The organism is Pseudomonas sp. P105 (assembly GCF_032614175.1).
In the GTDB taxonomy this organism is placed as follows: domain Bacteria; phylum Pseudomonadota; class Gammaproteobacteria; order Pseudomonadales; family Pseudomonadaceae; genus Aquipseudomonas; species Aquipseudomonas rhizophila.
On record NZ_CP126693.1, the window covers coordinates 2,661,190 to 2,683,759 of the forward strand.

The following is a 22,570-nucleotide window of genomic DNA, read 5'->3' on the forward strand; positions in this document are numbered from 1 at the left end:
GCACGGCAAAGCTTTAGGGAAATGGGCGATTTGATATCACTGCGGCGGTTTCCGCGATCTTTAACCCGTCCCAGTAGGTGAGGGAACGCGGATGTCAATATCCAGAGTGGCGAAGGTAGACGAAAGTCGTACTAGCGCTCTGCCCAGCGACTGCTACGGTTTGAGTGGAAAACAATAAAAACAACGGGAGTTGATTTCCATGTCCACTCAAAAGCAACAGGCTGCGCGTGCCTACTGGACGGAGAACCTGCGCTGGATGCTGGTATTGCTGGCAATCTGGTTCTTGGTGTCGTTCGGCTTTGGCATTTTGCTGGTTGACCAGCTCAACACCATCAGCTTCTTCGGTACGCCCCTGGGATTCTGGTTTGCCCAGCAGGGGTCCATCTATGTCTTTGTGCTCGAGATCTTCTTCTATGTCTGGAAGATGAATCAGCTCGATCGCAAATATGACGTCCACGAAGACTGAGGCCGACGAGCATGGATACCCAAACCCTGATCTACCTGTTCGTCGGTGCGTCCTTTGCGCTCTATATCGCCATTGCCATCTGGACGCGCGCCGGCTCCACCAGCGAGTACTACGTCGCCAGCAAAGGCGTGCACCCGGTACTCAACGGCATGGCCACCGGGGCCGACTGGATGTCGGCCGCCTCGTTCATCTCCATGGCCGGGATCATCGCCTTCGCCGGCTATGACGGCTCGGTCTACCTGATGGGCTGGACCGGCGGCTATGTGCTGCTGGCGATGTGTCTGGCGCCGTATCTGCGCAAGTTCGGCAAGTTCACCGTCCCAGAGTTCGTCGGCGCGCGTTACTACTCGCAGACGGCGCGGGTGGTGGCGGTGATCTGCGTGATCTTCATTTCCTTCACGTATGTGGCAGGGCAGATGCGCGGTGTGGGCATCGTGTTCTCCCGTTACCTGGAAGTGGATATCAATACCGGCGTGATGATCGGTATGGCCATCGTGTTCTTCTATTCCGTACTGGGCGGCATGAAGGGCATCACCTACACGCAGGTGGCGCAGTACTGCGTGATGATTTTTGCCTACATGGTGCCGGCGATCTACATCTCGATCATGATCACCGGTAATCCGATCCCGCAACTGGGCTTCATCAGCGAGGTCACCGGCTCCGGCCAGAGTGTGATCGAGCGGCTCAACGGGCTGGGTGCGGAACTCGGTTTCACGGCCTATACCGACGGCACCAAATCGACCACCGACGTGTTTTTCATCACCATGGCGCTGATGGTCGGTACTGCGGGCCTGCCTCATGTGATCGTGCGTTTCTTCACCACCCCGACAGTGCGTGATGCGCGCAAGTCAGCAGGTTACGCACTGCTGTTCATCGCCATCCTCTACACCACCGCACCGGCCGTGGCGGCTTTCGCGCGCACCAACCTGCTGACCTCGATCCCCAACGTCAGCTACGCCACCGCGCCAGCCTGGTTCAAGACCTGGGAAAATTCGGGGCTGATCGCCTGGGCGGACAAAAACAATGACGGCATCATCCAGTATGGCCCGGGGGCAGCCCTGGTCGGCGCGCCGAGCTTCACGGGTGAACGCGGAGCGAACGAGCAGCGGCTGCTGAGCAACCAGGTTTCACCAGTGGCCAACGAACTGTATGTCGACAACGACATCATGGTTCTGGCCAACCCGGAGATTGCCGGGTTGCCAGGCTGGGTCATCGCCCTGATTGCCGCCGGTGGCCTGGCGGCGGCGCTGTCGACGGCAGCGGGGTTGCTGCTGGTGATTTCCACATCGGTCTCCCATGACCTGCTCAAAAGCAACATCATGCCCAGGATCACTGAAAAGCAAGAGTTGCTGGCCGCCCGGATCGCCGCTGGCGTGGCGGTACTGATCGCCGGGTTGTTCGGCATCTACCCGCCGGCATTCGTGGCCCAGGTGGTGGCGTTCGCCTTTGGACTGGCGGCGTCCTCGTTCTTCCCGGTGATTGTCATGGGGATCTTCTCCAAACGCATGAACCGCGAAGGCGCGATCGCCGGGATGATTGTGGGGCTGACGTTTACATTCACCTACATCGTCTACTTCAAATTCATCAATCCGGCGATGAACACTGCCGAGCACTGGTGGCTGGGCGTATCGCCGGAAGGCATCGGCACCCTGGGGATGCTCTTCAACTTTGCGGCCGCGGTAGTGGTGTCACGCTTTACCGCGCCGCCGCCGGAGCACATTCAGCACCTGGTGGAAGATATCCGGGTTCCAAGGGGGGCGGGTGCGGCCATCGATCATTGATGTGCGGTAAGCCCTGATAACAGGGGTGGGAAACGAACAAAGGCGCCGGAGTGATCCGGCGTCTTTTTTTTGCGCGGGTCAAGCGGGAAAGCGTTAGAAATATTTACTGGGAATCATTCTCAAAGTATATTCTCTCTCATTAACATCCCTCTGTGAGTGCTGCGTCTTGAATCGTTCCACCCCTCTCGCTACCCGCAACGCCTTTTTCAAAGGCGTGTTGCCAACGCTGTCCTGCTGTTTCATCGCAAGCCCTTTGTGGGCGCAGGACATTCTCGAACTGCCAACCACGGACATCCAGGGCAGTCGCATCACTCAGGACGAAGGGTACACGGCGTCGCAAGCCAGCACCGCGAGCAAAAGCGATGTACCGATCAAGGAAGAGGCGCAGTCGATCAACGTGGTGACCCGGCAGACCCTGGCGGACTATCAGGTGCGCTCGCTGGGCGATGCGATGAAATTTGTCAGCGGCGTCAGCCAGGGCAATACCCTGGGCGGTTCGCGGGATTCGTTGGTCAAGCGCGGTTTCGGCACCAACGATGACGGCTCGATCCTGCGCGATGGTGTGCGTTCGAACCTGGGACGCAACTTCAGCGCCACCACCGAGCGGGTCGAAGTGCTCAAGGGCCCGGCCTCGATGTTATACGGCGCGCTGGAGCCCGGCGGCCTGGTCAACATCATCAGCAAGAAACCCGAATACACCCAGAGCACGACGCTGAGCGGCTCGGCCTACAGCGAAGGTGGCGGCACCATGGCCCTGGATACCACCGGACCGCTGGGCGATACCAGCCTGGCGTATCGGTTGATTGCCGAGCGTGGGCATGAGGATTATTGGCGCAACTATGGCGTCAACGAGAGCACGCTGGTGGCGCCGTCCCTGGCCTGGACGGGTGAGCGGGCCTCGTTGAACCTCAGTTATGAGTACAACGAATATTCCAATCCCTTCGACCGCGGCACCGTATTCACCGACGGGCATCCGGCCGACATTGACTACAACAAGCGCCTTGATGAGCCTTGGGCCAAAAGCGTGGGGATTCGCGAAACGGCGACAGCGCGGTTTGAGTATGAGCTGAGTGAAGCGTGGAAGACCCGCGTGACCTATGGCTGGAACAATGATCGGTATAGTCTTTCGATTGCGCAGCCCAATTCGCTGACGGGTAATAATTTGCGCCGTGCCGCCAACGGTGCTCACTATGACGATGAAACCCGCTACGCCAGCTGGGATTTCATCGGCAGGCAGCAATTGTTTGGTCAGCGTCATGACCTGCTGGTTGGGGCTGACAATCAAGTGTCTGACCAATTTCGTGGCAAGACCTACCGCAATACTGCTCAGGGTGGTTTCGACATCACTTCGCCGACCTACGGCAACCTGCCAGAGCCAAGCCAGATCAGTGCTCCCCAAAGCGACCTGAGTAACCAGTTGACCTCCAGCTCCGTTTATCTCAAGGACAACTGGCACCTCGACGACCACTGGATTCTAGTCTTGGGTGGCCGCTACCAGCATTACGATCAATACAGCGACCAAGGTTTGGGCAGCCGTTATGTGGTCAACCGCGATGACAACGGCGACGCTTTTGTACCGTTCCTGGGACTGGTCTACAAAGCCACCGACAACCTGTCGCTGTATGGCAACTACAGTCGCTCCTTCAAGCCCAACGATGACGTGGACGATGCCGGCAACACCTTCGATCCAGAGGAGGGCCGCAGTTATGAAATCGGCGCCAAATACGACCCGCTACCGGGCCTGAACATCAACCTTGCGCTGTATGACATCGTGAAGAAGAACGTCGTAACGTCCTCCACGGTCAATGGCGTCACGTTGGCAGAAGCCGCCGGCAAAGTCGGCTCCCAAGGTCTGGAACTCGACGTCACCGGTCGTCTGGCCGAGCGTTGGGATCTGATCGGCACCTACGCCTACACCCACACGGAAATCCTCGACGATCCGGATGACGAAGGCCACCGCCTGGCCAACGCACCCAAGCACACCGCCAGCCTGTACCTGACCCACCACCTGAACGTGCCTGCCGAATTCGGCGCCTGGCACGCCGGCGCCGGTGCCCGTTACGTCGGCGAGCGCGCCGCCAACAACGCCAACGATTTCTGGCTCAGCAGCTACACCGTGGCTGATGCCTTCCTGCGCTGGGAGTCACCGGTATTGGGGCACAAGACCTCGTTGCAGTTGAACGTGGACAACCTGTTCGATAAACATTACTACCCGTCTTCCACCGGCAGCCAATTGCAGGTCAATGTCGGCGAACCGCGTACCGCCCGCCTGAGTGCCAGCGTGACGTTCTGAGTGCGCTGTACTGAAAACAAAAAATGCCCGGAACCGAGTTCCGGGCATTTTTTTATTCGGGGCCAGCGGCTAAGCCAGTGTGCGGCCAACGGGTACCTGCGTGATGTCACGTTTAGCGCCCGCCCTCAACGCGTGGCGCAGCTTCAGCGCCGGTCGCTCAACGCAGTAATACGACAAGCCACTCAATGCCAGCGACAACACCAGCACCAGTGTAATCATCAGGGCGCTGTACTCAACCGGCCAGAACGCCCGCAATACGTACATCACCACAAAATGGTTGAGGAACACGCCATAGCTGATATTCCCCAGAAACTCATCCATCCAGTGATGCTTGAGCCTGCTGAGCACATGCACCGCCGGCACACCCAAGACTATGCCCAAGGTTACTTCTGCGTTGAAGGGGCGGCGGGGAATGAACCCGACAACAATGGCCAGGAACATTATCGCTGCCACGACCGTGGTGATGGAGGCGACCCATAGTCCTTTGGGCTGGGCGTGGTACAGGTAGCTGCCGCACAGGAAGATGAACAACACGCCCGGCAGTAGACGGTAGCCGTAGATGTCGGTGTTGACGTAGCCCAGCGAGGCGACCAGGAAAACCGTTACGGACACCGCGAACGCAATGCCTCGGGCCTTATAAAGGATCAGAAACGGGATCAGCAGGTAAAAGCACATCTCCAGCCCCAGAGACCAGCCAGGTGGCAGGATCTCCGGCACAGTGATGCCGAACATATAGAAACCCAGCGGCACGATGGGCAGGCTGGTGGCGATGTTTTCGATTGTCAGCGCCGCCGCCTGTGGCGTGCCCGGCAGCAGGAAATGAATCACCGCGCAGGAGAGGACGAAATACAGAAGGAACTGCGGGTAAAGTCTCAACAATCGGTCAAGGTAGAACAGGCCGATTTTCCCTGGGACGTTGTAGCTCCTGTCGATCAAGGGCGTCATCACAAAACCGCTGATAATCAGAAACGACACCACGGCAACAACGCCGGGGTTGAAGCCTACGAACATCACGCCCATGTGGGAAATCGCCACGAGCATGGCCAGCAGCAACCGATAACTCCCCACGCCCATCATCCTTAATCAGAGTTGATCCGTTGAACGGTTAAGTTATTGGGGTTTATCGGCGCTGAACAGAGGTTTGCGGGGCGGCGACGGGGAAGTGGGGGAATTTGGCAGATATGACATCGTTGTCTCAGTCAGGCCGCCATCGCGAGCAGGCTCGCTCCCACATTGGCCGCGGGTGTTCACTCATTATGTGAACGCCATAGCCCCCCTGTGGGAGCGAGCCTGCTCGCGATGACGGTGGAACTGACCCCGTGGGTTCCAGGGTTGGATATCAATTGAAGGCCGGCACCACCTGCTGGATAAACAGCTCCAGGGACTTCTTCTTCTCGGCATGGGACAGGCTGTTGTCGCACCAGAAGCTGAACTCATCCACGCCCAGTTCCTGGTAATACTTGATCCGTTCGATGATCTGCTGCGGGGTGCCGATCATGGTGTTCTTGCGAATGTTCTCCAGCTGGAACTCCGGACGCTCGGCGAATTTTTCTTCCGGGCTTGGTGCCAGAAAGCCGTTGACCGGAACTTGCTTGTTGCCGAACCAGGCATCGAAGGTGCGGTAGAACTTGGAGATTGCCTGGGCGCCGATTTTCCAGCCTTCGGGATCGTCGGCGGCATGCACGTGGGTGTGACGCAGCACCATCAGTTGTGGACGCGGCACGTCAGGGTTGTTGTCCAGGGCAGCCTGGAACTTGTTCTTCAGGTCCAGGACTTCTTCATCACCCTTCATCAGCGGCGTAACCATGACGTTGCAGCCATTGGCGACGGCAAAGTTGTGGGAATCCGGGTCGCGGGCGGCGATCCACATCGGTGGATGGGGTTTGCGAATCGGCTTGGGCACGCTGGTGGAGGTGGGGAATTTCCAGATTTCGCCGTCATGGGCGTAGTCGCCTTGCCACAGGGCACGCACCACCGGGACCATTTCCCGCAGAGCCTGGCCGCCGGAGGAGGCGGGCATGCCGCCCGCCATGCGGTCGAATTCCACTTGATAGGCGCCCCGGGCCAGACCGACTTCCATGCGGCCATTGCTGATCACATCCAGCAGCGCACATTCGCCGGCCACCCGCAGCGGGTGCCAGAACGGCGCGATGATGGTGCCTGCGCCCAGGTGAATCGTGGTGGTCTTGCCGGCCAGGTACGCCAGCAATGGCATCGGGCTTGGCGAAATGGTGTACTCCATGGCGTGGTGCTCGCCGATCCACACGGTGCTGAAACCGCCGGCCTCGGCCATCAGGGTCAGCTCGCTCAGGTTTTCGAACAACTGGCGATGGCTGACGCTTTCGTCCCAGCGCTCCATGTGTACGAACAGGGAAAATTTCATGGCGCTTTCTCTTATGGTTGGCGATCGGTTCAGGCGAGGACGGGCAGGGCGCCCATCTTGCCGTGGCAGTAAACCAGCGGCCCTGGTGTGTGTTGCGGCACGATCAGGTTCTTCACGGCCCCGACCATAATGGCGTGGTCGCCGCCTTCGTATTCGCGCCACAGTTCACATTCGATGATGGCGGTGGCGTTGCTCAGCAGCGGGTTACCCAACTCGCTCAGGGTCCATTCGATGCCCTGGGCCTTGTCCTTGCCTTTGCGGGCGAATGCGTAGGCTTCGTTCTGTTGTCCACCGGAGAGCAGGTGAATGGCGAAGCGCTTGTTCTTGATCAGCACCGGATAGGAATCGGAGCTGTAGTTGGGGCAAAACAGCACCAGGGCCGGCTCCATCGACAATGAGCTGAAGGCACTGGCGGTGAGGCCCACGATGTGCCCGTCGTCATCGAGTGTGGTGATCACTGTCACACCGGACGGAAACGAGCCCATGACTTGTTTGTAAACGCTGGCATCGATCATTTAGCAGTCCTCGTACGCAATTCGGTTATGACGCGGTTCCTCAATGAGCCCCGGCGGCCTTGTTGAGGTCGCTTTCGGCCCATTGGGTGTAGACGCACGCATCGGTCGTGGCCCAGCGCACGCGCACCGGGTCGCCGGTCTTGAGGGGCATGCCGGCGGCGGAAAGCGCTTTGACCGTCATGGCAGTGCCGCCCGAAGTCACCACGCTGCAGGTCTGGCTCTCACCGAGAAACAGCACCTCGACGACCTTGGCCGAGACCTCATTCCAGCCGGCCGCCAAGGGCTCCTGGGCGGCTTGTTCGACGCTCAGGGCCAAGGCTTTTTCCGGGCGCACCATCAGCAATACAGCCTGATCGCTTTGCAGACCGGCGGTCAGGCGAATAGACAAGGACTGGTCTTCAAACGTCGCCACCGCGTTGCCCTGGGCCTTGAGCTTGAGAAAGTTGGAATTGCCTAGAAACGAGGCGACAAAGGCATTCGGTGGGTTCTGATAGAGGTCGTAGCCGCTGCCCAGGCCGACGATCTTGCCGTGGCTGAAGATGGCAATGCGTTGGGACAGGCGCATGGCTTCTTCCTGGTCGTGCGTGACGTAGACGATGGTGATGCCCAGGCGACGATGCAACTGACGCAGTTCATCCTGCAGGTCTTCGCGAAGCTTTTTGTCCAAGGCGCCGAGAGGCTCGTCCATCAACAAAATGCGTGGTTCGTAGACCAGCGCCCGGGCAATCGCCACGCGCTGCTGCTGGCCGCCGGACAGTTGCGAAGGGCGGCGGTGGGCAAATTGCTCAAGCTGCACCAGCTTGAGCATGGCGTCGACGCGACGATCACGTTCAGCAGCGGCCAGTTTGCGGATCGCCAGCGGGAAGGCAATGTTGTCACGCACCGACAAATGCGGGAACAGCGAATACCGTTGGAACACCATGCCGATGTCGCGTTTGTGGGGTGGAACGTTTACCAGGGATTTGCCGTCCACCAGGATCTCGCCACTGCTGGGGGTCTCGAACCCGGCCAGCATCGACAGCGTGGTACTTTTGCCCGAGCCGCTGGAGCCCAGAAAAGTCAGGAATTCACCGTCCTGGATGTCCAGGGAGATGTCGTCCACGGCAGCAAAGTCGCCGTAGTGCTTGTTCAGGTTGCGCAGGCTGACCAGAGTCTTGTTGTTCTGTTGTGCGGGGTCTTTGACGGCACTCATCGTGTTCTCCTAGGCGCTCAGGCGCTGATTTCATTGCGCCGGCGCAGGGCGGCGGCGATCACCATCACCAAAACCGAGAGGCCGATCAGCAGCGTCGAAGCGACGGCGATCACAGGCGTCAGGTCCTGGCGCAGGGTGGTCCACATCTTTACTGGCAGGGTTTGTAAGGTCGGGCTGGCCATCATGACGCTCAGCACCACCTCGTCCCACGACACCAGGAACGCGAACAGGGCACCGGCGACCATGCCTGGGCGGATCGCCGGGAAGGTCACCTTGAACACCGCTTGCAGGCGTGAGGCGCCGCAGATCACCGCAGCGTCCTCAATGGACTGGTCGAACAGCTTCAACGAATTGATGATCGAAATGATGGTGAACGGCAGCGCGACGATGACGTGGCTGACCACGAACGCGAACATCGTGCCGGTGTAGCCGAGTTTGAGAAACAGCGCGTACACCGCCACTGCGATGATCACCAGTGGCACGATCATCGGCAGGGTGAACAGGCCGTAGAGCATTTCCCGGCCGGGGAAGCGTCCACGTACAAGGGCAAATGCGGTCGGCAGGCCCAGGGCGACAGCGCAGACGGTGGTCAGTACCGCGACCTTGAGGCTGGTCAATGCCGCGCTCATCCAGTCGGGATTGGAGAAAAACTGGCCGTACCATTTCAATGTCCAGCCCGGTGGCGGGAAGACCAGCCACTGGGACGAACCGAACGACAGCAGCACGATGAACACGATCGGCAACAGCAGGAACAGCGCAATCAGGCCAGTGGTGAAGTACAGACCGAACCGCATGCGCCGGCTCATGGCATTGGGGGTCAGGAGCATGACGGCTTACCTCGCGTTGCTGGCACCCACCGGGGATTCCGGCTGGAGCTTCAGGTAGAAGTAGAACAACACCAGGGTGATCACCACCAACAAGGCAGCGCCGGCACTGGCCAGGCCCCAGTTGAGGAACGACTGCACCTGCTGGATGATGAATTCGGGCAGCATCATGTTCTGCGCACCGCCCAGCAACGCCGGGGTCACGTAGTAACCGAGCGACATCACGAACACCATCAACCCGCCGGAGAACAGACCCGGCCGGCACAGCGGCAGGAACACCCGGAAGAAGTTGGTCCACGGGCTAGCGCCGCAGATGGAGCCGGCTTGCAGGATCATCGGGTCGATGGCCTGCATGGTCGCCTGCAACGGCAGGACAATGAATGGGATCATGATGTAGCTCATGCCGATGACCACGCCGGTGAGGTTGTGCACCATCTCCAGCGGTTGGTCGATGATGCCCAGCGCCATCAGCGTCTTGTTGATCACCCCGGAGGCTTGCAGCAGCACCAGCCAGGAATAAGTACGGGCCAGCAGGCTGGTCCACATCGACAGCAAGACAATGTTCAGCATCCAGCGGCCCCAGCCTCGAGGCACCAGGGTGATGGCCCAGGCCAGGGGGAAGCCCAGCAACAGGCTGAACAGCGTCACCAGCCCGGCTACCGAAAAGGTGTTGAACAACACCCTTGCATAGGCCGAATTGGCGAACAATTGCTCGTAGTTGCCCAGCCCGGGCACCGGTTCCAGCACGCCACGCAGCAGCAACCCAATCAACGGCGCCAGGAAGAACAGGCCCAGGAACAGCAGGGCGGGGAGCAGATTGCCGGCCCCGCGCCAGCGCTGTGCCAGCGACGGCGTTTGCGCGACCATCGCTGCCTTGGCGGTTGCCGCGCCGGCAGCGCCAGGGGCGCTCCCGGTGCGAGGAGTTGCCGTTGCCGAAATTTTCATTTCACCAGCCATTCGTTCCACCGTGTCGCGATGTCCTGACCGTTCTTGGCCCAGTACGCGTAATCAAGTGTGATCTGATCCTTGGCGTGGGCGGTCGGCAAGTTGGGAGCGAGCACCGAATCCAGGCGTGCGATGCTGTCGACGTTGACCGGCGCGTAAGCGGTCAGGTTGGAAAAGTCCGCCTGGCCCTTGGCGCTGCTGGCGTTGGCCAGGAACTTCATGGCCGCGGCCTTGTTTTTCGAGCCTTTTGGAATGACCAGGATGTCGGCCATGACCAGGTTTTGTTTCCAGCTTACGCCGACGGGGGCGTCGTCCTGCTGCAGCGCATAGATACGGCCATTCCAGAACTGCCCGATGCTGGCTTCGCCGGAGGCAAGCAGTTGCTGGGACTGGGCACCGCCGCCCCACCAGACGATGTCTTTTTTGATGGTGTCGAGTTTTTTGAAGGCGCGGTCCAGGTCCAGTGGGTAAAGCTTGTCCGCTGCAACGCCGTCGGCCAGCAGAGCCAGTTCAAGCACGCCAGGGCTTGGCCACTTGTACAGGGCGCGTTTGCCAGGGTAGGTCTTGGTGTCGAACAGCGCGGACCAGTCCTCAGGTTTACCGGAACCGAGCTTGTCTTCGTTGTAGCCGAGGACGAACGAGAAGTAGAACGAGCCGACGCCGTGATCGGACACGAAGCGTGGATCGATCTTGTCGCGTTCGATGACCGAGAAGTCCAGGGGTTCGAGCAAACCCTCAGCGGCGGCGCGCAAGGCAAAGTCCGCTTCGACATCTACCACGTCCCACTGCACGTTACCGCTTTCGACCATGGCCTTGAGTTTGCCGTAGTCGGTCGGACCATCCTGGACCACGGTGATGCCGCTGGCCTTGCTGAACGGGGCGGCCCAAGCCTGCTTCTGGGCGTCCTGGGTGCTGCCGCCCCAACTGACGAAGTTGATGCTTTCGGCCGCCATCGATGCCTGGCTGGTAACGCTCAGCAGACCTGCAAAAAAAATTGCGGCTGCACTTTTCTTCAACACCATTTTCACGCCCTCATTGTTGTGTTTATTGAGCGGGCTTGTGTTTACCCGCTTATCGGGAGCTTCAGGTCCATCTGGCCTTGCAGGCGACCGGGCCAAGGGCTGGTTTCGCGTGCTTGCCCGGTTGGGTGCACTTAGCTGGAGTGGCCGGTCTATGGAATATCATATTATGGTATTCCAAACTTTCTGCAAGCATTTTGCCGTACCGGCTATCTGTCTTGCCGGGATTTCTGCAATCTCTGTGGGAGCGAGCCTGCTCGCGATAGCGGTAGACCTATCGGTCTCAAATGTTGACTGACACACCGCTATCGCGAGCAGGCTCGCTCCCACAGAGGACGGTGGTGCCTCATGCTTATCCGGTAAAGGGAATACTCTCCACCACCTCCAGGTCATACCCCGTCAACCCCGCGTATTTGAGCGGCGGCCCCAGGTGCCGCAACTTGCCGACGCCCAGGTCCTGGAGAATCTGCGCACCGGTGCCTACTTCAGAATAGATGCGCGATTGCGACCGGCTGAACTGGCGTGGCGGCTGAGTCAGCTGCGGGACGCGCTCGAGCAACGCCTGGGACGATTCGTGATTGGCCAGTACGACCACCACGCCGCAGCCTTCTTCGGCGACCCGTTGCAGGGCCGCCCACAGCGTCCAATTGGAAGGCCCGTTGTATTCGGCACCCACCAGGTCCCGCAGCGGGTCGATCACGTGCACTCGCACCAAGGTCGGTTCTTCCCGGCGAATATCGCCCATCACCATCGCCATGTGCACACCGCCTTCGATGCGGTCTTCGAAGGTGAATAAGCGAAAGGTACCGTGCACCGTGGGCAATTCGCGTTCACCGATGCGCACCACGGTGTGCTCGGTGCTCAAGCGGTAGTGGATCAGGTCGGCGATGGTGCCGATCTTGATCCCGTGCCTGTGGGCAAAAATCTCAAGGTCAGGACGGCGGGCCATGGTGCCGTCGTCGTTCATCACTTCGACGATCACCGACGCCGGTGTGAAGCCTGCCAGGCGCGCCAGGTCGCAACCGGCTTCGGTGTGACCGGCGCGGGTCAGCACGCCACCTTCCTTGGCGCGCAACGGAAAGATATGGCCCGGCTGCACCAGGTCTGCGGGACCGGCGCCGACAGCGACCGCCGCGGCAACGGTGCGCGCGCGGTCGGCAGCGGATATGCCGGTGGTCACGCCAACGGCCGCCTCGATGGATATGGTGAAGGCGGTGCTGAAGACACTGCCATTGCTGGGCACCATTTGCTCCAGGCCCAAGCGCTGACAGTGTTCGTCGGTCAAGGTCAGGCAGATCAATCCGCGCGCTTCGCGAGCCATGAAGCTGATGGCTTCGGCGCTGCAGCGGTCGGCGGCCAGCAACAGGTCGCCTTCGTTCTCCCGATCCTCGTCGTCAACCAGGAGCACCATCTTGCCTTGTCGGTAGTCTTCGATGATTTCTTCGATGCTGTTGAAGGCCATGCTGGAATTCTCGGTGTCAGGTTAAAATACCTGTGGTATACCATAATACAGAATAAACCGAGAGGTCACTATGAAGGCGTACTGGATTGCTCATGTAGATGTCACCGACCCCGATCAATACAGCCAATACACCCAGCGGGCGCCAGCGGCGTTTGCTCTGTATGGCGGACGGATGCTGGCCCGGGGCGGGCGTAGCAAGGCGATGGAAGGCCGGGCCACGCCGCAACGCAGCGTGGTGATCGAGTTCGATTCTTACGAGCAGGCGCTGGCCTGTTATCACTCGCAGCAGTATCAGGCGGCCAAGCGCTATCGCCTGGACGTAGCCAAGGCTGAGGTGATCATCGTCGAGGGTATTGCGCCCTGAGGCCTGTCAGCGGATGAAATGAATCTTGCCGCTGTCGTCGTTGCCAATGTAGATGCCGTAGACCCCGGCCTGGCGTTCCTCGATGTAGCGTTCGAGGATCTGGCGGATGGCCGGGTAGTAAATACTGTCCCACGGAATATCTTCAGGGGCGAAGAACTGGCAAGCGAGGGTTTCCGGGCCGAACTGGCCAGTGATCTCCAGCGCGATGGCGCGAAAGATGATGTACACCTCGCTGATTTTCGGCACGCTGAAGATCGAGTAGGGCGAGAGAATGTCCGCGCGAACGCCGGTCTCTTCCCAGACTTCGCGCAGTGCCGCCTGCTCGGTGGTCTCACCGCCCTCCATGAAGCCCGCCGGCAGCGTCCAGGTGCCGGGGCGCGGAGGAATTGCGCGCTGGCACAGCAGGTACTTACCGTCCTGCTCGATGATGCAGCCGGCAATGATCTTCGGATTCACATAATGGATATAGCCACAGCCACCGCACATCAGGCGTTCGTGGGTATCGCCCGCTGGAAGGCGGTGACTCAAGTCGCTGCCGCCGCACCTTGGACAAAAGCTGGGGCTGAACATGATCAGCGACCTATGCGAGGTTCTTTGAGGGCGATGGGCGCCGTGATTTCAGGGATGTCGCCGGTTTCTTCCTGCTGGCGCTTGAGGTACTCCAGGGCGACCTTGGCGGCGGCGCGCACATGGTCGACACAAGCCTGGTGGGCGGCCAGGGGATCGCCACTCTTGATTGCCTCGACCATGCGTTCCATTTCCTGGTTGCTGCTACCGCGACGGTTCTGCTGGGACACCGAGGTCGCCCGCAGATAGCTGATCCGGGCCTGCAACTGGCGCAACTGAGTGGCGGCAACATGGTTGCCGGAGCCTTCCAGCAGCACATCGTAGAAACCCTGTACTGAATCGATGACCTGTTGCAGTTCGCCGTCCTTGAGGGCCTTGCGGTTCTCCTCCAGGGCTTTTTCCAGCGCTTTGATGTCCTTGTCCTTGGCCCGCAGGGTGAACAGCTGAACGATCAAACCCTCGAGTACACAGCGCAGTTCATAGATGTCGCCGGCATCGGCCAACGTGATGATCGCGACTCGTGGGCCCTTGGCATCGGCGAATTCCACCAGCCCTTCGGATTCGAGGTGACGCAAGGCTTCGCGCACCGACGTGCGGCTCACGCCCAGGCGATCGCACAGATCGCGTTCGACCAGACGATCTCCCGGCAGAAGCTGGAAATTCATGATGGCGCTTCGCAGTTTATCCAGCACGATTTCGCGCAGGGTAACGGGGTTGCGATTGACCTTGAAGCTGTCGTCGAGTGGCAGGCGTTTCATCGGGTCCGCTCTGTAATGTGGCTGTCCATGCAGAAGGGGCAAGAGGCTTGCCCGCTCAGATCAAACAGCCGAGGGTTAACTGGAGGCCTCGGCATCGGCTTCGGCGAAGGCTTCACGGGCGAGCCGGAAACTGTCTACGGCAGCAGGGACGCCGCAATAGATGCCGACCTGAAGCAGAATTTCGCGTATTTGCTCACGACTCAGGCCGTTACGCAAGGCGCCACGCACATGCAGCTTGAGTTCGTGCGGACGATTGAGCGCCGAGATCATGGCCAGATTAATCATGCTGCGTTCCTTGAGCGATAAACCCTCACGGCCCCAGACATGGCCCCAGCAGTATTCGGTGACCATTTCCTGCAAGGGGCGAGTGAAATCGTCGGCGTTCTCGATGGAGCGGTTGACGTAGTCCTCGCCCAGCACTTGGGTGCGGATCTTCAGGCCTTGTTCATATTTGTCGTTGCTCATCGTGGTGTGCTCTCAACATCGTCGATAGAGGTTGGTTGTGCAGTTGCACGTCTGCTTGGCTCATGCCGGCTCCTGAGAAAATGGGGCGCTCCCACATTGGATCTGCGCCCGGAAGACTCAGGCCAGCACCGGCAGTGGGCCGAGCTTGCCTTTGTGGTAGATCATCGGCGTCACCGGCTGCTCGGGCAGGATCAGGTTTTTCACCGCGCCGACGATGATCGCGTGGTCACCACCATCGTATTCGCGCCACAGTTCACACTCGATGATCGCTGTGGCTTTGCTCAGCAGCGGGTTACCGCGCTCGCTCAGGTGCCAGTCGATACCCTTGGCCTTGTCCTTGCCTTTTCCGGCGAAGGCATAGGCTTCGGCGGTCTGGTCGGCGGACAGCAGGTGGATCGCGAACTGTTTGCTGTCACGCAGGATCGGGTAGGTGTCGGAGGCGTAGTTGGGGCAAAACAGCACCAGCGCCGGGTCGATCGACAGCGCGCTGAAGGCGCTGGCGGTGATGCCGACGATATTGCCGTCTGGGTCCAGGGTGGTCACCACCGTGACGCCGGATGGGAACGAACTCATGACTTCTTTGTAAATGCCGGGCTCGATCATTTCTCAGGACTCCTAGCGCATCACGAACGGGTCAGGCATGGGCGCCTGAGAGAGATTGATCCACACCGTTTTGAGTTCGGTATAAGCGAGCACCGAATCGATGCCGCTCTCGCGTCCGTAGCCGCTGTTCTTGAAGCCGCCAATGGGCGCCATGGCCGAGACCGCGCGGTAAGTGTTGACCCAAATGATCCCCGAACGCACGTCCCGGGCCAGGCGATGGGCGCGGCCCAGGTCGCGGGTCCAGATACCGGCGGCGAGGCCGAACTGCGAGTCGTTGGCAATCGCCAATGCCTCGGCTTCATCCTTGAAACGAATGACCGACGCCACCGGGCCGAACACTTCTTCCTGCATGATCTTCATGGAGTTGCGGTCGCATTCGAACAGGGTCGGCTCGTAGAACCAGCCTTCGCCCAGGTTCGCTGGGCGCTTGCCGCCCAAGCGAAGACGAGCGCCCTCAGCGATAGCGTCGGCCACCAGACCTTCGACCACTGCCAGTTGCTGCGCGGTGGCCATCGGGCCCATCTCACTGGCATCTTCCTGAGGGTTGCCGATGCGGATGCGCTGGGCCCGCTCTACCAGGCGCGAGACGAACTCATCGTAGATTTCATCCTGCACCAGCAGTCGCGAACCAGAGACGCAACTCTGTCCCGATGCGGCGTAGATCCCGGCTATCGCGCCATTGATGGCGCTGTCCAGGTCGGCGTCGGCGAAGATGATATTGGGTGATTTTCCGCCCAGCTCCAGCGACAGCTTGGCGAAGTTTTCAGCACTGCTGCGCACCACATGCCGGGCCGTGGCGGCGCCACCGGTGAAGGCGATCTTGCGCACCAGCGGATGACGGGTGAGGGCGGCGCCGGTGCTCGGGCCGTAGCCGGTGACGACATTGACCACTCCCGGCGGTATTCCGGCTTCCAAGGCCAGGCGAGCCAGCTCCAGGATGGTGGCCGAAGCGTGCTCGGAGGGTTTGATCACGATGGTGTTGCCGGCCGCCAGCGCCGGGGCTAGCTTGATCGCGGTCAGGTACAGCGGACTGTTCCAGGGAATGATCGCTGCAACGACGCCCATCGCTTCGTGCACGGTGTAGGCAAACAGGTCCGGTTTGTCGAGGGGCAGGGTGCCGCCCTCAAGTTTGTCGGCCAGACCCGCGGTGTAATGGAAAAACTCCGGCAGGTAACCGACCTGCCCGCGGGTTTCACGGATCAGCTTGCCGTTGTCGCGGCTTTCCAGTTGGGCCAGTTGTTCTTTGTTTTCAGCGATCAGGTCGCCCAGACGCCGCAGCAGTTTGCCGCGAGCGGTGGCGGTCAAGCCACGCCAGGCAGGACTTTCGAACGCCGTCTGTGCAGCCTGCACGGCGCGCTCGACATCGGCTTCGTCGGCATCGGGCAACTCGGCCCAGGGCTTGGCCAGGGCCGGGTTCAGGCTTTCGAAAGTCTTGCCGGACAGGGCATCGACCCATTCACCGCCGATGCACATCGAAAAGCGTGCGAGTGTCATGCAACGATCCCCTTTATTGGATTTTGTCGGGTATTTGCGCTGTCGAGAAATTCCAGCAGCAACTGGTTGACCAGGCGCGGCGATTCTACCGGCATCATATGCCGCTGCTCGTCAAGCACGGCAACCGTTGCACCGGGAATTCGCTCGGCCAGTTCACGGGCCATTTCCGGCGTCGAGCCCGGGTCCAGTTCGCCGGTGGCAATCAACGTTGGCACCGTGATGCTGCCCAGGTCGTCGGCGCGGTACATATCCTGGGTGGCAAACAGTTCATAGGTGGTCAGGTAACCCTGAGGATCATTTCCTGCCAGGGTCTGGCGCAGGGCGGCAATCTGCGCCGGGTTGGCGGCCTGATACTCGCGGCTGAACCAGCGTGACAGCGCGGCCTCGGCGTTAGCGTCCGGGCCATGTTCGGCGGCCTGGGCGGTGCGGGCGATGACCCCGGCACGCTGCTCGGCGCTGCGGTTGAATACGCTGTTAAGGACCACCAGGCCTTGCAGGCGTTGCGGATAATGCAAGGCAAACGCACGGGCCACCAGGCCGCCCATGGAGAAACCGATCACTGTCGACTGGGGCACTTGCAGGTGGTCGAGCAGCTCCACTAACTGGTCGGCGTAACCCAGCAGGCCGGTGCCGCTTTCGGGACGCGGACTGGCCCCGTGACCAAGCATGTCATAGGCAATCACGCGGTATTTTGTGGCCAGGCCAACGATCTGGCCGCCCCACATTTCTTTGTTCAGGCCCACGCCGTGGATCAAGACCACGGGCTGGCCTTGGCCGGTCGCCAGATAACTGGTGCCGGCCGGGGTGAGTTCAGCGGTGAGCCGAATCATGGAGCGCTCCTGCATGCCTTTTTTATAGTGGTTGCCCAGGCTGGATCACTGCGCCTTCTCGGCGGCCAGTTCTTCCAGATCGATGTAGCGATTGCCGATGCGCGGGTGCAGGCGACCGCCATCGGCGCAACCCAGCACCACAACAATTTCGTCGGCGCGTGGTGCATCCTCGATCTGCATTTCCAGGGTGATGTAGTGCGAGCGCAGACCTTCGTCGTCCTTGTGCATCATCGGGATCTGGATCGAGGTGCCGGGGCCGCCACGTTTATTGGTGAAGCTCAGGTAGCTCTTGGCTTTCACCGCTTCACGGTAATGGTTGCCAAAGCGCAGGGTGTGGATCACGGCCGAGGCGTGCTCGATTTCACCGTCGGCACCCACCACCGCGGCCTTGCCATAGGCTTCGATTTTTTCCGCGCCACCGATGATGCCCACCAGACGCTCGACCATCAGCGCACCGAGGTCGGAGCAGTTGGCGCGGATTTCCGGTTTCAGGTCTTCAACGAAGCCACGGCCCAGCCAAGGGTTTTTCATCACCACCGCCAACCCGACCATGGTCACCGGCTTGTCGGTGGCCTTGCCGCCTTCGATAAAGGTTTCTTCGACATAGCTGACGATCTTGCGAATTTCGAAACTCATGAGCTGCTCCGTAGGAGGGTGGAATTGGTCTGTGCGTATGATGGTATACCATAATACTACTGGCGCAAGTGTCTGCTTTGAGTTTGTTCGCAGGGAGGCGACAAATGGCCGAGCCGGATAGTGAGGGGCGTGGGGGGGGGCTGTGATCGCTGAGCGCTCTGCCTGATGAGTGCTTTAATCCTGAGTGCGGGATAAGTCTCTTGCTTAAAAAGGAGAGTCGCTTTTGAGCGCTCTGAAGGGCGGTGAGTATAAATTTCCCTCTTTCGGGGCATTACCGACCTGTTACCTGACTTATTGCACCGATTCGACTCGTTCGGGCGCATGTAGGAAAAAGCTGAAATAAACGTTTCAGCGTATAAAGGAGCGTATGTCGCAAAAATGAAACTAAATATCGCGGGGGCGTACATCTACGACGGTTTCTCCAGCAATGTCCTGGTGCACCGGGCTTAGGCACAGCCTTTGCTAGAGCTCAAGAAAGTAGGCCACTACAGCGCGGGGTTATCAGAGGAGCATTCACGGCGCAGATTTAATCAGGGGGCGCACGTCATCCAGACGCAAAGGCCAGATCAGAGACCGGTGCAATCGAGGTACTCAGAAAAACAGGGCTCATTAAAACAAAGCAAGGCCGGACCATTGGAATGACGAAGTGATAAAAAATGCCGTGTAGAACGCGGCTGGGAGTTGGCTATGCCCCAAGCTTTTTTTAATGAAATGTATGATGCAAAGGGTGACTGCCGCCCGCACTATCAAGCCTTCTCGCGCTGGCTGGCGGACACGCCGCTGGAGCTGCTGGAACAGCGGCGTCGCGAAGCCGATCTGCTGTTTCATCGAGCCGGTATCACCTTCACCCTTTACGGTGACGAGCAGGGTACCGAACGATTGATTCCGTTCGACATTATTCCTCGCAGCATCAAGGCCAGCGAATGGAAGATGGTCGAGCGTGGCTGCATTCAGCGGGTCCAGGCCCTGAACATGTTTCTGGCCGACATCTACCATGGGCAGCGGATCCTCAAGGAAAAAATCATTCCGGCCGAGCAGGTGCTCGCCAATGAGGGTTATCAAATCGCGATGCAAGGCCTGGACTTGCACCGAGGCATTTATGCCCACATCGCCGGTGTTGACCTGGTTCGCGACGGTGATGGCAGTTATTACGTGCTGGAGGACAACCTGCGTACGCCCAGCGGCGTGAGCTACATGCTCGAAGACCGCAAGATGATGATGCGCCTGTTCCCCGAGCTCTTCGCCGCCCAGCGCGTGGCGCCCATTGATCACTACCCGAATCTGTTGCTCGACACCCTCAAGAGTTCAAGCCCCCTGGACAACCCGACCGCCGTGGTGCTGACCCCCGGTCGTTTCAACAGTGCCTATTTCGAACATGCGTTCCTGGCTCGTGAAATGGGGGTGGAACTGGTGGAGGGCGCCGATCTGTTCGTGCGCGACGACCATGTCTACATGCGCACCACCGCAGGCCCCCAGCAGGTGGATGTGATCTATCGCCGCCTTGACGATGATTACCTCGATCCGCTGTCGTTCAACCCCGACTCCATGTTGGGCGTCCCCGGACTGATCGCCGTTTACCGGTCAGGCAACGTGGTGCTGGCGAATGCGGTGGGCACGGGCGTGGCCGATGACAAATCGATCTACCCTTACGTCGACGAGATGATCCGCTTTTACCTCACCGAAGAGCCGATTCTGAAGAACGTGCCGACCTGGCAGTGCCGCAAGCCCCAGGATCTGTCCCACGTGCTGGCCAACCTGCCTGACCTGGTGGTCAAGGAAACCCAGGGTTCCGGCGGTTACGGCATGCTGGTAGGGCCGGCAGCTACAGCGGCGCAGATCGAAGACTTCCGCGCACGCCTCAAGGCCCGCCCCGAAGCCTACATCGCCCAACCGACGTTGAGCCTTTCCACCTGCCCGACCTTCGTCGAGAGCGGTATCGCCCCGCGCCACATCGATCTGCGTCCGTTCGTGTTGTCGGGCAAGGAAACTCGCCTGGTGCCCGGCGGGCTGACCCGCGTGGCACTTCGCGACGGCTCGCTGGTGGTCAATTCGTCCCAGGGTGGCGGCACCAAAGACACTTGGGTAGTGGAGGACTAAGACATGCTTTCAAGAACCGCTTCGGACCTCTACTGGATGTCCCGCTACCTGGAGCGCGCCGAGAACCTGGCGCGCATGCTCGAAGTCAGTTACTCGCTGTCGCTCATGCCCCAGGCCGGGCGCAGCGACGGGCATGCCGAGCTGGCGATGTCGTTGCTGGCGGCCGGCACGCTGGACGATTACAACGCCCGTTATGACGCGCTGAACACCGAACGCATGTTGCATTTTTTCGCACTGGACGAAACCAACCCCGGAAGCATCTACAGCTGTCTGCGGGCGGCGCGGACCAATGCCCATGCGGTGCGTGGACGCATCACCGCCGATATGTGGGAGAACATCAACGCCACCTGGCTGGAGATGCGCAACATTGCCAGCAATGGTCTGGGCCGCTACGGCATCAGCCACTTCTGTGAATGGGTCAAGGAGCGCTCGCACCTGTTCCGTGGCGCGACGTCGGGCACCATCATGCGCAACGATGCCTATAGATTCATTCGTCTGGGAACCTTTATCGAGCGGGCGGACAACACCCTGCGTCTGCTGGACGCCCGCTACGAAATGTTTGGTGAGGAGTCGGAAGAGGTCAGCGACAACTCGGCACGCGGTTATTACCAGTGGAGCGCCTTGCTGCGGGCGTTGTCTTCGTTTGAAGCGTTCAACGAGATCTACCGCAATGCGCCCAACGCCGAGCAGGTCTCGGAAATGTTGCTGCTGCGCGCCGACGTTCCGCGCTCGTTGCATGCCTGTATCGAGGAGCTGGACCAGATCCTCTCCAGCCTGCCGGGCAACAATGGCCGCCCGGCCCAACGCCTGGCCGCTGAACTGAACGCGCGGCTGCGTTACTCCGGCATCGACGAGATCCTGGCATCGGGCCTGCATCAATGGCTGACCGACCTCATTGGCCAGATTCGCCACCTGGGCCAGACCGTTCACGAGTCTTATCTGGAGGTGGTATGAAACTTTCCATACGCCACGACACGACCTATAGCTATGCCGATGAAGTGTGCACCAGCATCCAGTTCCTGCGCTTGACTCCCAAGGACACTCAGCGCCAACGCATCCTGCAATGGCATCTGGAATTGCCACGTCTGGTGCGCAGCCAGCTCGACCCCTACGGCAACATCCTGCATGTGATGACCATGGACGAGCCCCATGGCGCTCTGGTGCTCACGGCTTATGGCGAGGTGGAAATCCATCAGGCGGTGCAGATGGAGCCGGACAGCCAGTCACCGCTGCCATTTCTGCGCCCCAGCCGCCTCACCCAGGCCGATGATGCTCTCGCGGCCTTTGCTGTGGAGCAATGCGCAGCCCGACGTGATCGCTCGGCGCTGACCGATTTGATGAACGGCCTGGCTGCCCGCATGCCCTACAGCCCGGGCACGACCGAGGTCAGCAGTACCGCCGCCGAAGCCTTCGCCGGGGGCGTGGGGGTTTGTCAGGATCATACCCACGCATTTCTGGCCTGCGCGCGTAGCCTGGGGGTTCCGGCGCGCTATGTCTCCGGTTACCTGTGCACCGAAGATGAAAGTCATCTGGCGAGCCACGCCTGGGCTGAAGCCTGGCTGGAGGACGGCTGGTACAGCTTCGACGTGACCAATCGCCTGACCTGTCCGGATCGGCATTTGAAACTGGCGGTCGGCCTGGACTACCTCGACGCCTGTCCGGTACGCGGCATGCGCCGCGGTGGCGGGGCAGAGCAGATGCACGCGCGGGTGCAGGTGAACTCAATGGTTCAGGTGCAGCATCAGTAGGCGAGGAGAGCACTGAGACCCAAGCCCATGTGGGAGCAAAGCTTGCTCGCGAAGACGGCGGCACAGTCAGTATCGATACAAGCGGGTCACCGCAATCGCGAGCAAGCTTTGCTCCCACAGGTTTGACC

The 22,570-nt window shown here is 60.2% G+C and carries 23 protein-coding genes; 8 read left to right on the forward strand and 15 right to left on the reverse strand.

Annotated features, from left to right (window positions below; all coding sequences use genetic code 11):
- The first annotated feature begins 199 nt into the window (after window positions 1-199).
- From QOM08_RS12045 to QOM08_RS12055, 3 genes are all read left to right on the forward strand, one after another.
- Window positions 200-466 carry a DUF4212 domain-containing protein gene (locus tag QOM08_RS12045; protein WP_047230535.1) on the forward strand — a complete coding sequence of 89 codons (267 nt, stop codon included), beginning with the start codon at window positions 200-202 and terminating at the stop codon, window positions 464-466.
- Window positions 467-477: 11 nt separating this feature from the next.
- Window positions 478-2,247, forward strand: a complete 1,770-nt coding sequence (locus tag QOM08_RS12050; RefSeq protein ID WP_139050406.1) for a sodium:solute symporter family protein — start codon at window positions 478-480, stop codon at window positions 2,245-2,247.
- A 166-nt stretch (window positions 2,248-2,413) separates the two neighbouring features.
- The gene (locus QOM08_RS12055) at window positions 2,414-4,540 is read left to right on the forward strand and encodes a TonB-dependent siderophore receptor (RefSeq protein WP_316913005.1); all 2,127 of its coding nucleotides are present in this window, start codon (window positions 2,414-2,416) and stop codon (window positions 4,538-4,540) included.
- A gap of 69 nt (window positions 4,541-4,609) precedes the next feature.
- Here QOM08_RS12055 and QOM08_RS12060 read toward each other — a convergent pair whose 3' ends face one another.
- The 7 genes from QOM08_RS12060 to QOM08_RS12090 all read right to left on the reverse strand — a co-directional run bounded on the left by QOM08_RS12060 (window position 4,610) and on the right by QOM08_RS12090 (window position 11,421).
- Entirely contained in the window at window positions 4,610-5,617 is a 1,008-nt protein-coding gene (locus QOM08_RS12060; protein ID WP_316913006.1) for an acyltransferase, read from the reverse strand.
- A gap of 262 nt (window positions 5,618-5,879) precedes the next feature.
- Entirely contained in the window at window positions 5,880-6,923 is a 1,044-nt protein-coding gene (locus QOM08_RS12065; RefSeq protein ID WP_316913007.1) for an LLM class flavin-dependent oxidoreductase, read from the reverse strand.
- A 29-nt stretch (window positions 6,924-6,952) separates the two neighbouring features.
- On the reverse strand, window positions 6,953-7,438 hold the full coding sequence (locus QOM08_RS12070) for a flavin reductase family protein (RefSeq protein WP_047226625.1): 486 nt from the start codon (window positions 7,436-7,438) through the stop codon (window positions 6,953-6,955).
- Between the two features lie 40 nt (window positions 7,439-7,478).
- The gene (locus QOM08_RS12075; RefSeq protein WP_047226624.1) at window positions 7,479-8,630 is read right to left on the reverse strand and encodes an ABC transporter ATP-binding protein; all 1,152 of its coding nucleotides are present in this window, start codon (window positions 8,628-8,630) and stop codon (window positions 7,479-7,481) included.
- Between the two features lie 17 nt (window positions 8,631-8,647).
- The gene (locus QOM08_RS12080) at window positions 8,648-9,457 is read right to left on the reverse strand and encodes an ABC transporter permease (RefSeq protein WP_053125546.1); all 810 of its coding nucleotides are present in this window, start codon (window positions 9,455-9,457) and stop codon (window positions 8,648-8,650) included.
- 6 nt (window positions 9,458-9,463) lie between these two features.
- A complete protein-coding gene (locus QOM08_RS12085) occupies window positions 9,464-10,399 on the reverse strand; it encodes an ABC transporter permease (protein WP_047226622.1) in 936 nt (311 codons plus the stop codon).
- Entirely contained in the window at window positions 10,396-11,421 is a 1,026-nt protein-coding gene (locus QOM08_RS12090) for an ABC transporter substrate-binding protein (protein ID WP_047226621.1), read from the reverse strand. The genes QOM08_RS12085 and QOM08_RS12090 overlap by 4 nt, the downstream gene beginning before the upstream one ends.
- On the opposite strand from QOM08_RS12090, the gene QOM08_RS12095 reads away from it, so the two are divergent.
- Window positions 11,336-11,716 (forward strand): hypothetical protein, encoded by a 381-nt coding sequence (locus QOM08_RS12095; protein WP_196304596.1) that lies wholly within the window; start codon window positions 11,336-11,338, stop codon window positions 11,714-11,716. The two genes, QOM08_RS12090 and QOM08_RS12095, sit on opposite strands and share 86 nt — an antisense overlap.
- Window positions 11,717-11,770: 54 nt before the next feature.
- Here the strand turns inward: QOM08_RS12095 and ribBA are convergent, their stop codons facing one another.
- Window positions 11,771-12,880: a bifunctional 3,4-dihydroxy-2-butanone-4-phosphate synthase/GTP cyclohydrolase II gene (gene ribBA, locus QOM08_RS12100; protein WP_047226620.1), complete on the reverse strand. Its 1,110-nt coding sequence runs from the start codon at window positions 12,878-12,880 to the stop codon at window positions 11,771-11,773.
- Between the two features lie 70 nt (window positions 12,881-12,950).
- Here ribBA and QOM08_RS12105 point away from each other — a divergent pair, with 70 nt between their 5' ends.
- Complete coding sequence (locus tag QOM08_RS12105) at window positions 12,951-13,244, forward strand: DUF1330 domain-containing protein (protein ID WP_047226619.1); 294 nt, start codon at window positions 12,951-12,953, stop codon at window positions 13,242-13,244.
- A 6-nt stretch (window positions 13,245-13,250) separates the two neighbouring features.
- On the opposite strand, the gene QOM08_RS12110 is transcribed toward QOM08_RS12105, so the two are convergent.
- The 7 genes from QOM08_RS12110 to QOM08_RS12140 form a co-directional block, all read right to left on the reverse strand.
- The gene (locus QOM08_RS12110; protein ID WP_047226618.1) at window positions 13,251-13,814 is read right to left on the reverse strand and encodes an NUDIX hydrolase; all 564 of its coding nucleotides are present in this window, start codon (window positions 13,812-13,814) and stop codon (window positions 13,251-13,253) included.
- Window positions 13,815-13,816: 2 nt separating this feature from the next.
- On the reverse strand, window positions 13,817-14,569 hold the full coding sequence (locus tag QOM08_RS12115) for a GntR family transcriptional regulator (protein ID WP_316913008.1): 753 nt from the start codon (window positions 14,567-14,569) through the stop codon (window positions 13,817-13,819).
- 75 nt (window positions 14,570-14,644) lie between these two features.
- A complete protein-coding gene (locus QOM08_RS12120; protein ID WP_047226643.1) occupies window positions 14,645-15,034 on the reverse strand; it encodes a carboxymuconolactone decarboxylase family protein in 390 nt (129 codons plus the stop codon).
- Window positions 15,035-15,151: 117 nt separating this feature from the next.
- Complete coding sequence (locus QOM08_RS12125; protein ID WP_047226616.1) at window positions 15,152-15,637, reverse strand: flavin reductase family protein; 486 nt, start codon at window positions 15,635-15,637, stop codon at window positions 15,152-15,154.
- 12 nt (window positions 15,638-15,649) lie between these two features.
- Window positions 15,650-17,131 carry an aldehyde dehydrogenase gene (locus tag QOM08_RS12130; protein WP_107322613.1) on the reverse strand — a complete coding sequence of 494 codons (1,482 nt, stop codon included), beginning with the start codon at window positions 17,129-17,131 and terminating at the stop codon, window positions 15,650-15,652.
- Window positions 17,128-17,961 (reverse strand): alpha/beta fold hydrolase, encoded by an 834-nt coding sequence (locus tag QOM08_RS12135; RefSeq protein WP_107322612.1) that lies wholly within the window; start codon window positions 17,959-17,961, stop codon window positions 17,128-17,130. The genes QOM08_RS12130 and QOM08_RS12135 overlap by 4 nt, the downstream gene beginning before the upstream one ends.
- Window positions 17,962-18,006: 45 nt before the next feature.
- A complete protein-coding gene (locus QOM08_RS12140; protein ID WP_047226613.1) occupies window positions 18,007-18,597 on the reverse strand; it encodes an amino acid synthesis family protein in 591 nt (196 codons plus the stop codon).
- Window positions 18,598-19,284: 687 nt separating this feature from the next.
- Between QOM08_RS12140 and QOM08_RS12145 the strand changes: the two genes are divergently transcribed.
- Genes QOM08_RS12145 through QOM08_RS12155 form a run of 3 tightly spaced genes read left to right on the forward strand, consistent with a single transcriptional unit; the run spans window position 19,285 to window position 22,442 of the window.
- Entirely contained in the window at window positions 19,285-20,694 is a 1,410-nt protein-coding gene (locus QOM08_RS12145; protein WP_076385079.1) for a circularly permuted type 2 ATP-grasp protein, read from the forward strand.
- Window positions 20,695-20,697: 3 nt separating this feature from the next.
- Window positions 20,698-21,648 carry an alpha-E domain-containing protein gene (locus QOM08_RS12150; protein WP_047226611.1) on the forward strand — a complete coding sequence of 317 codons (951 nt, stop codon included), beginning with the start codon at window positions 20,698-20,700 and terminating at the stop codon, window positions 21,646-21,648.
- Complete coding sequence (locus QOM08_RS12155) at window positions 21,645-22,442, forward strand: transglutaminase domain-containing protein (RefSeq protein ID WP_047226610.1); 798 nt, start codon at window positions 21,645-21,647, stop codon at window positions 22,440-22,442. Before QOM08_RS12150 ends, QOM08_RS12155 begins: the two co-directional genes overlap by 4 nt.
- Window positions 22,443-22,570 lie beyond the last annotated feature (128 nt).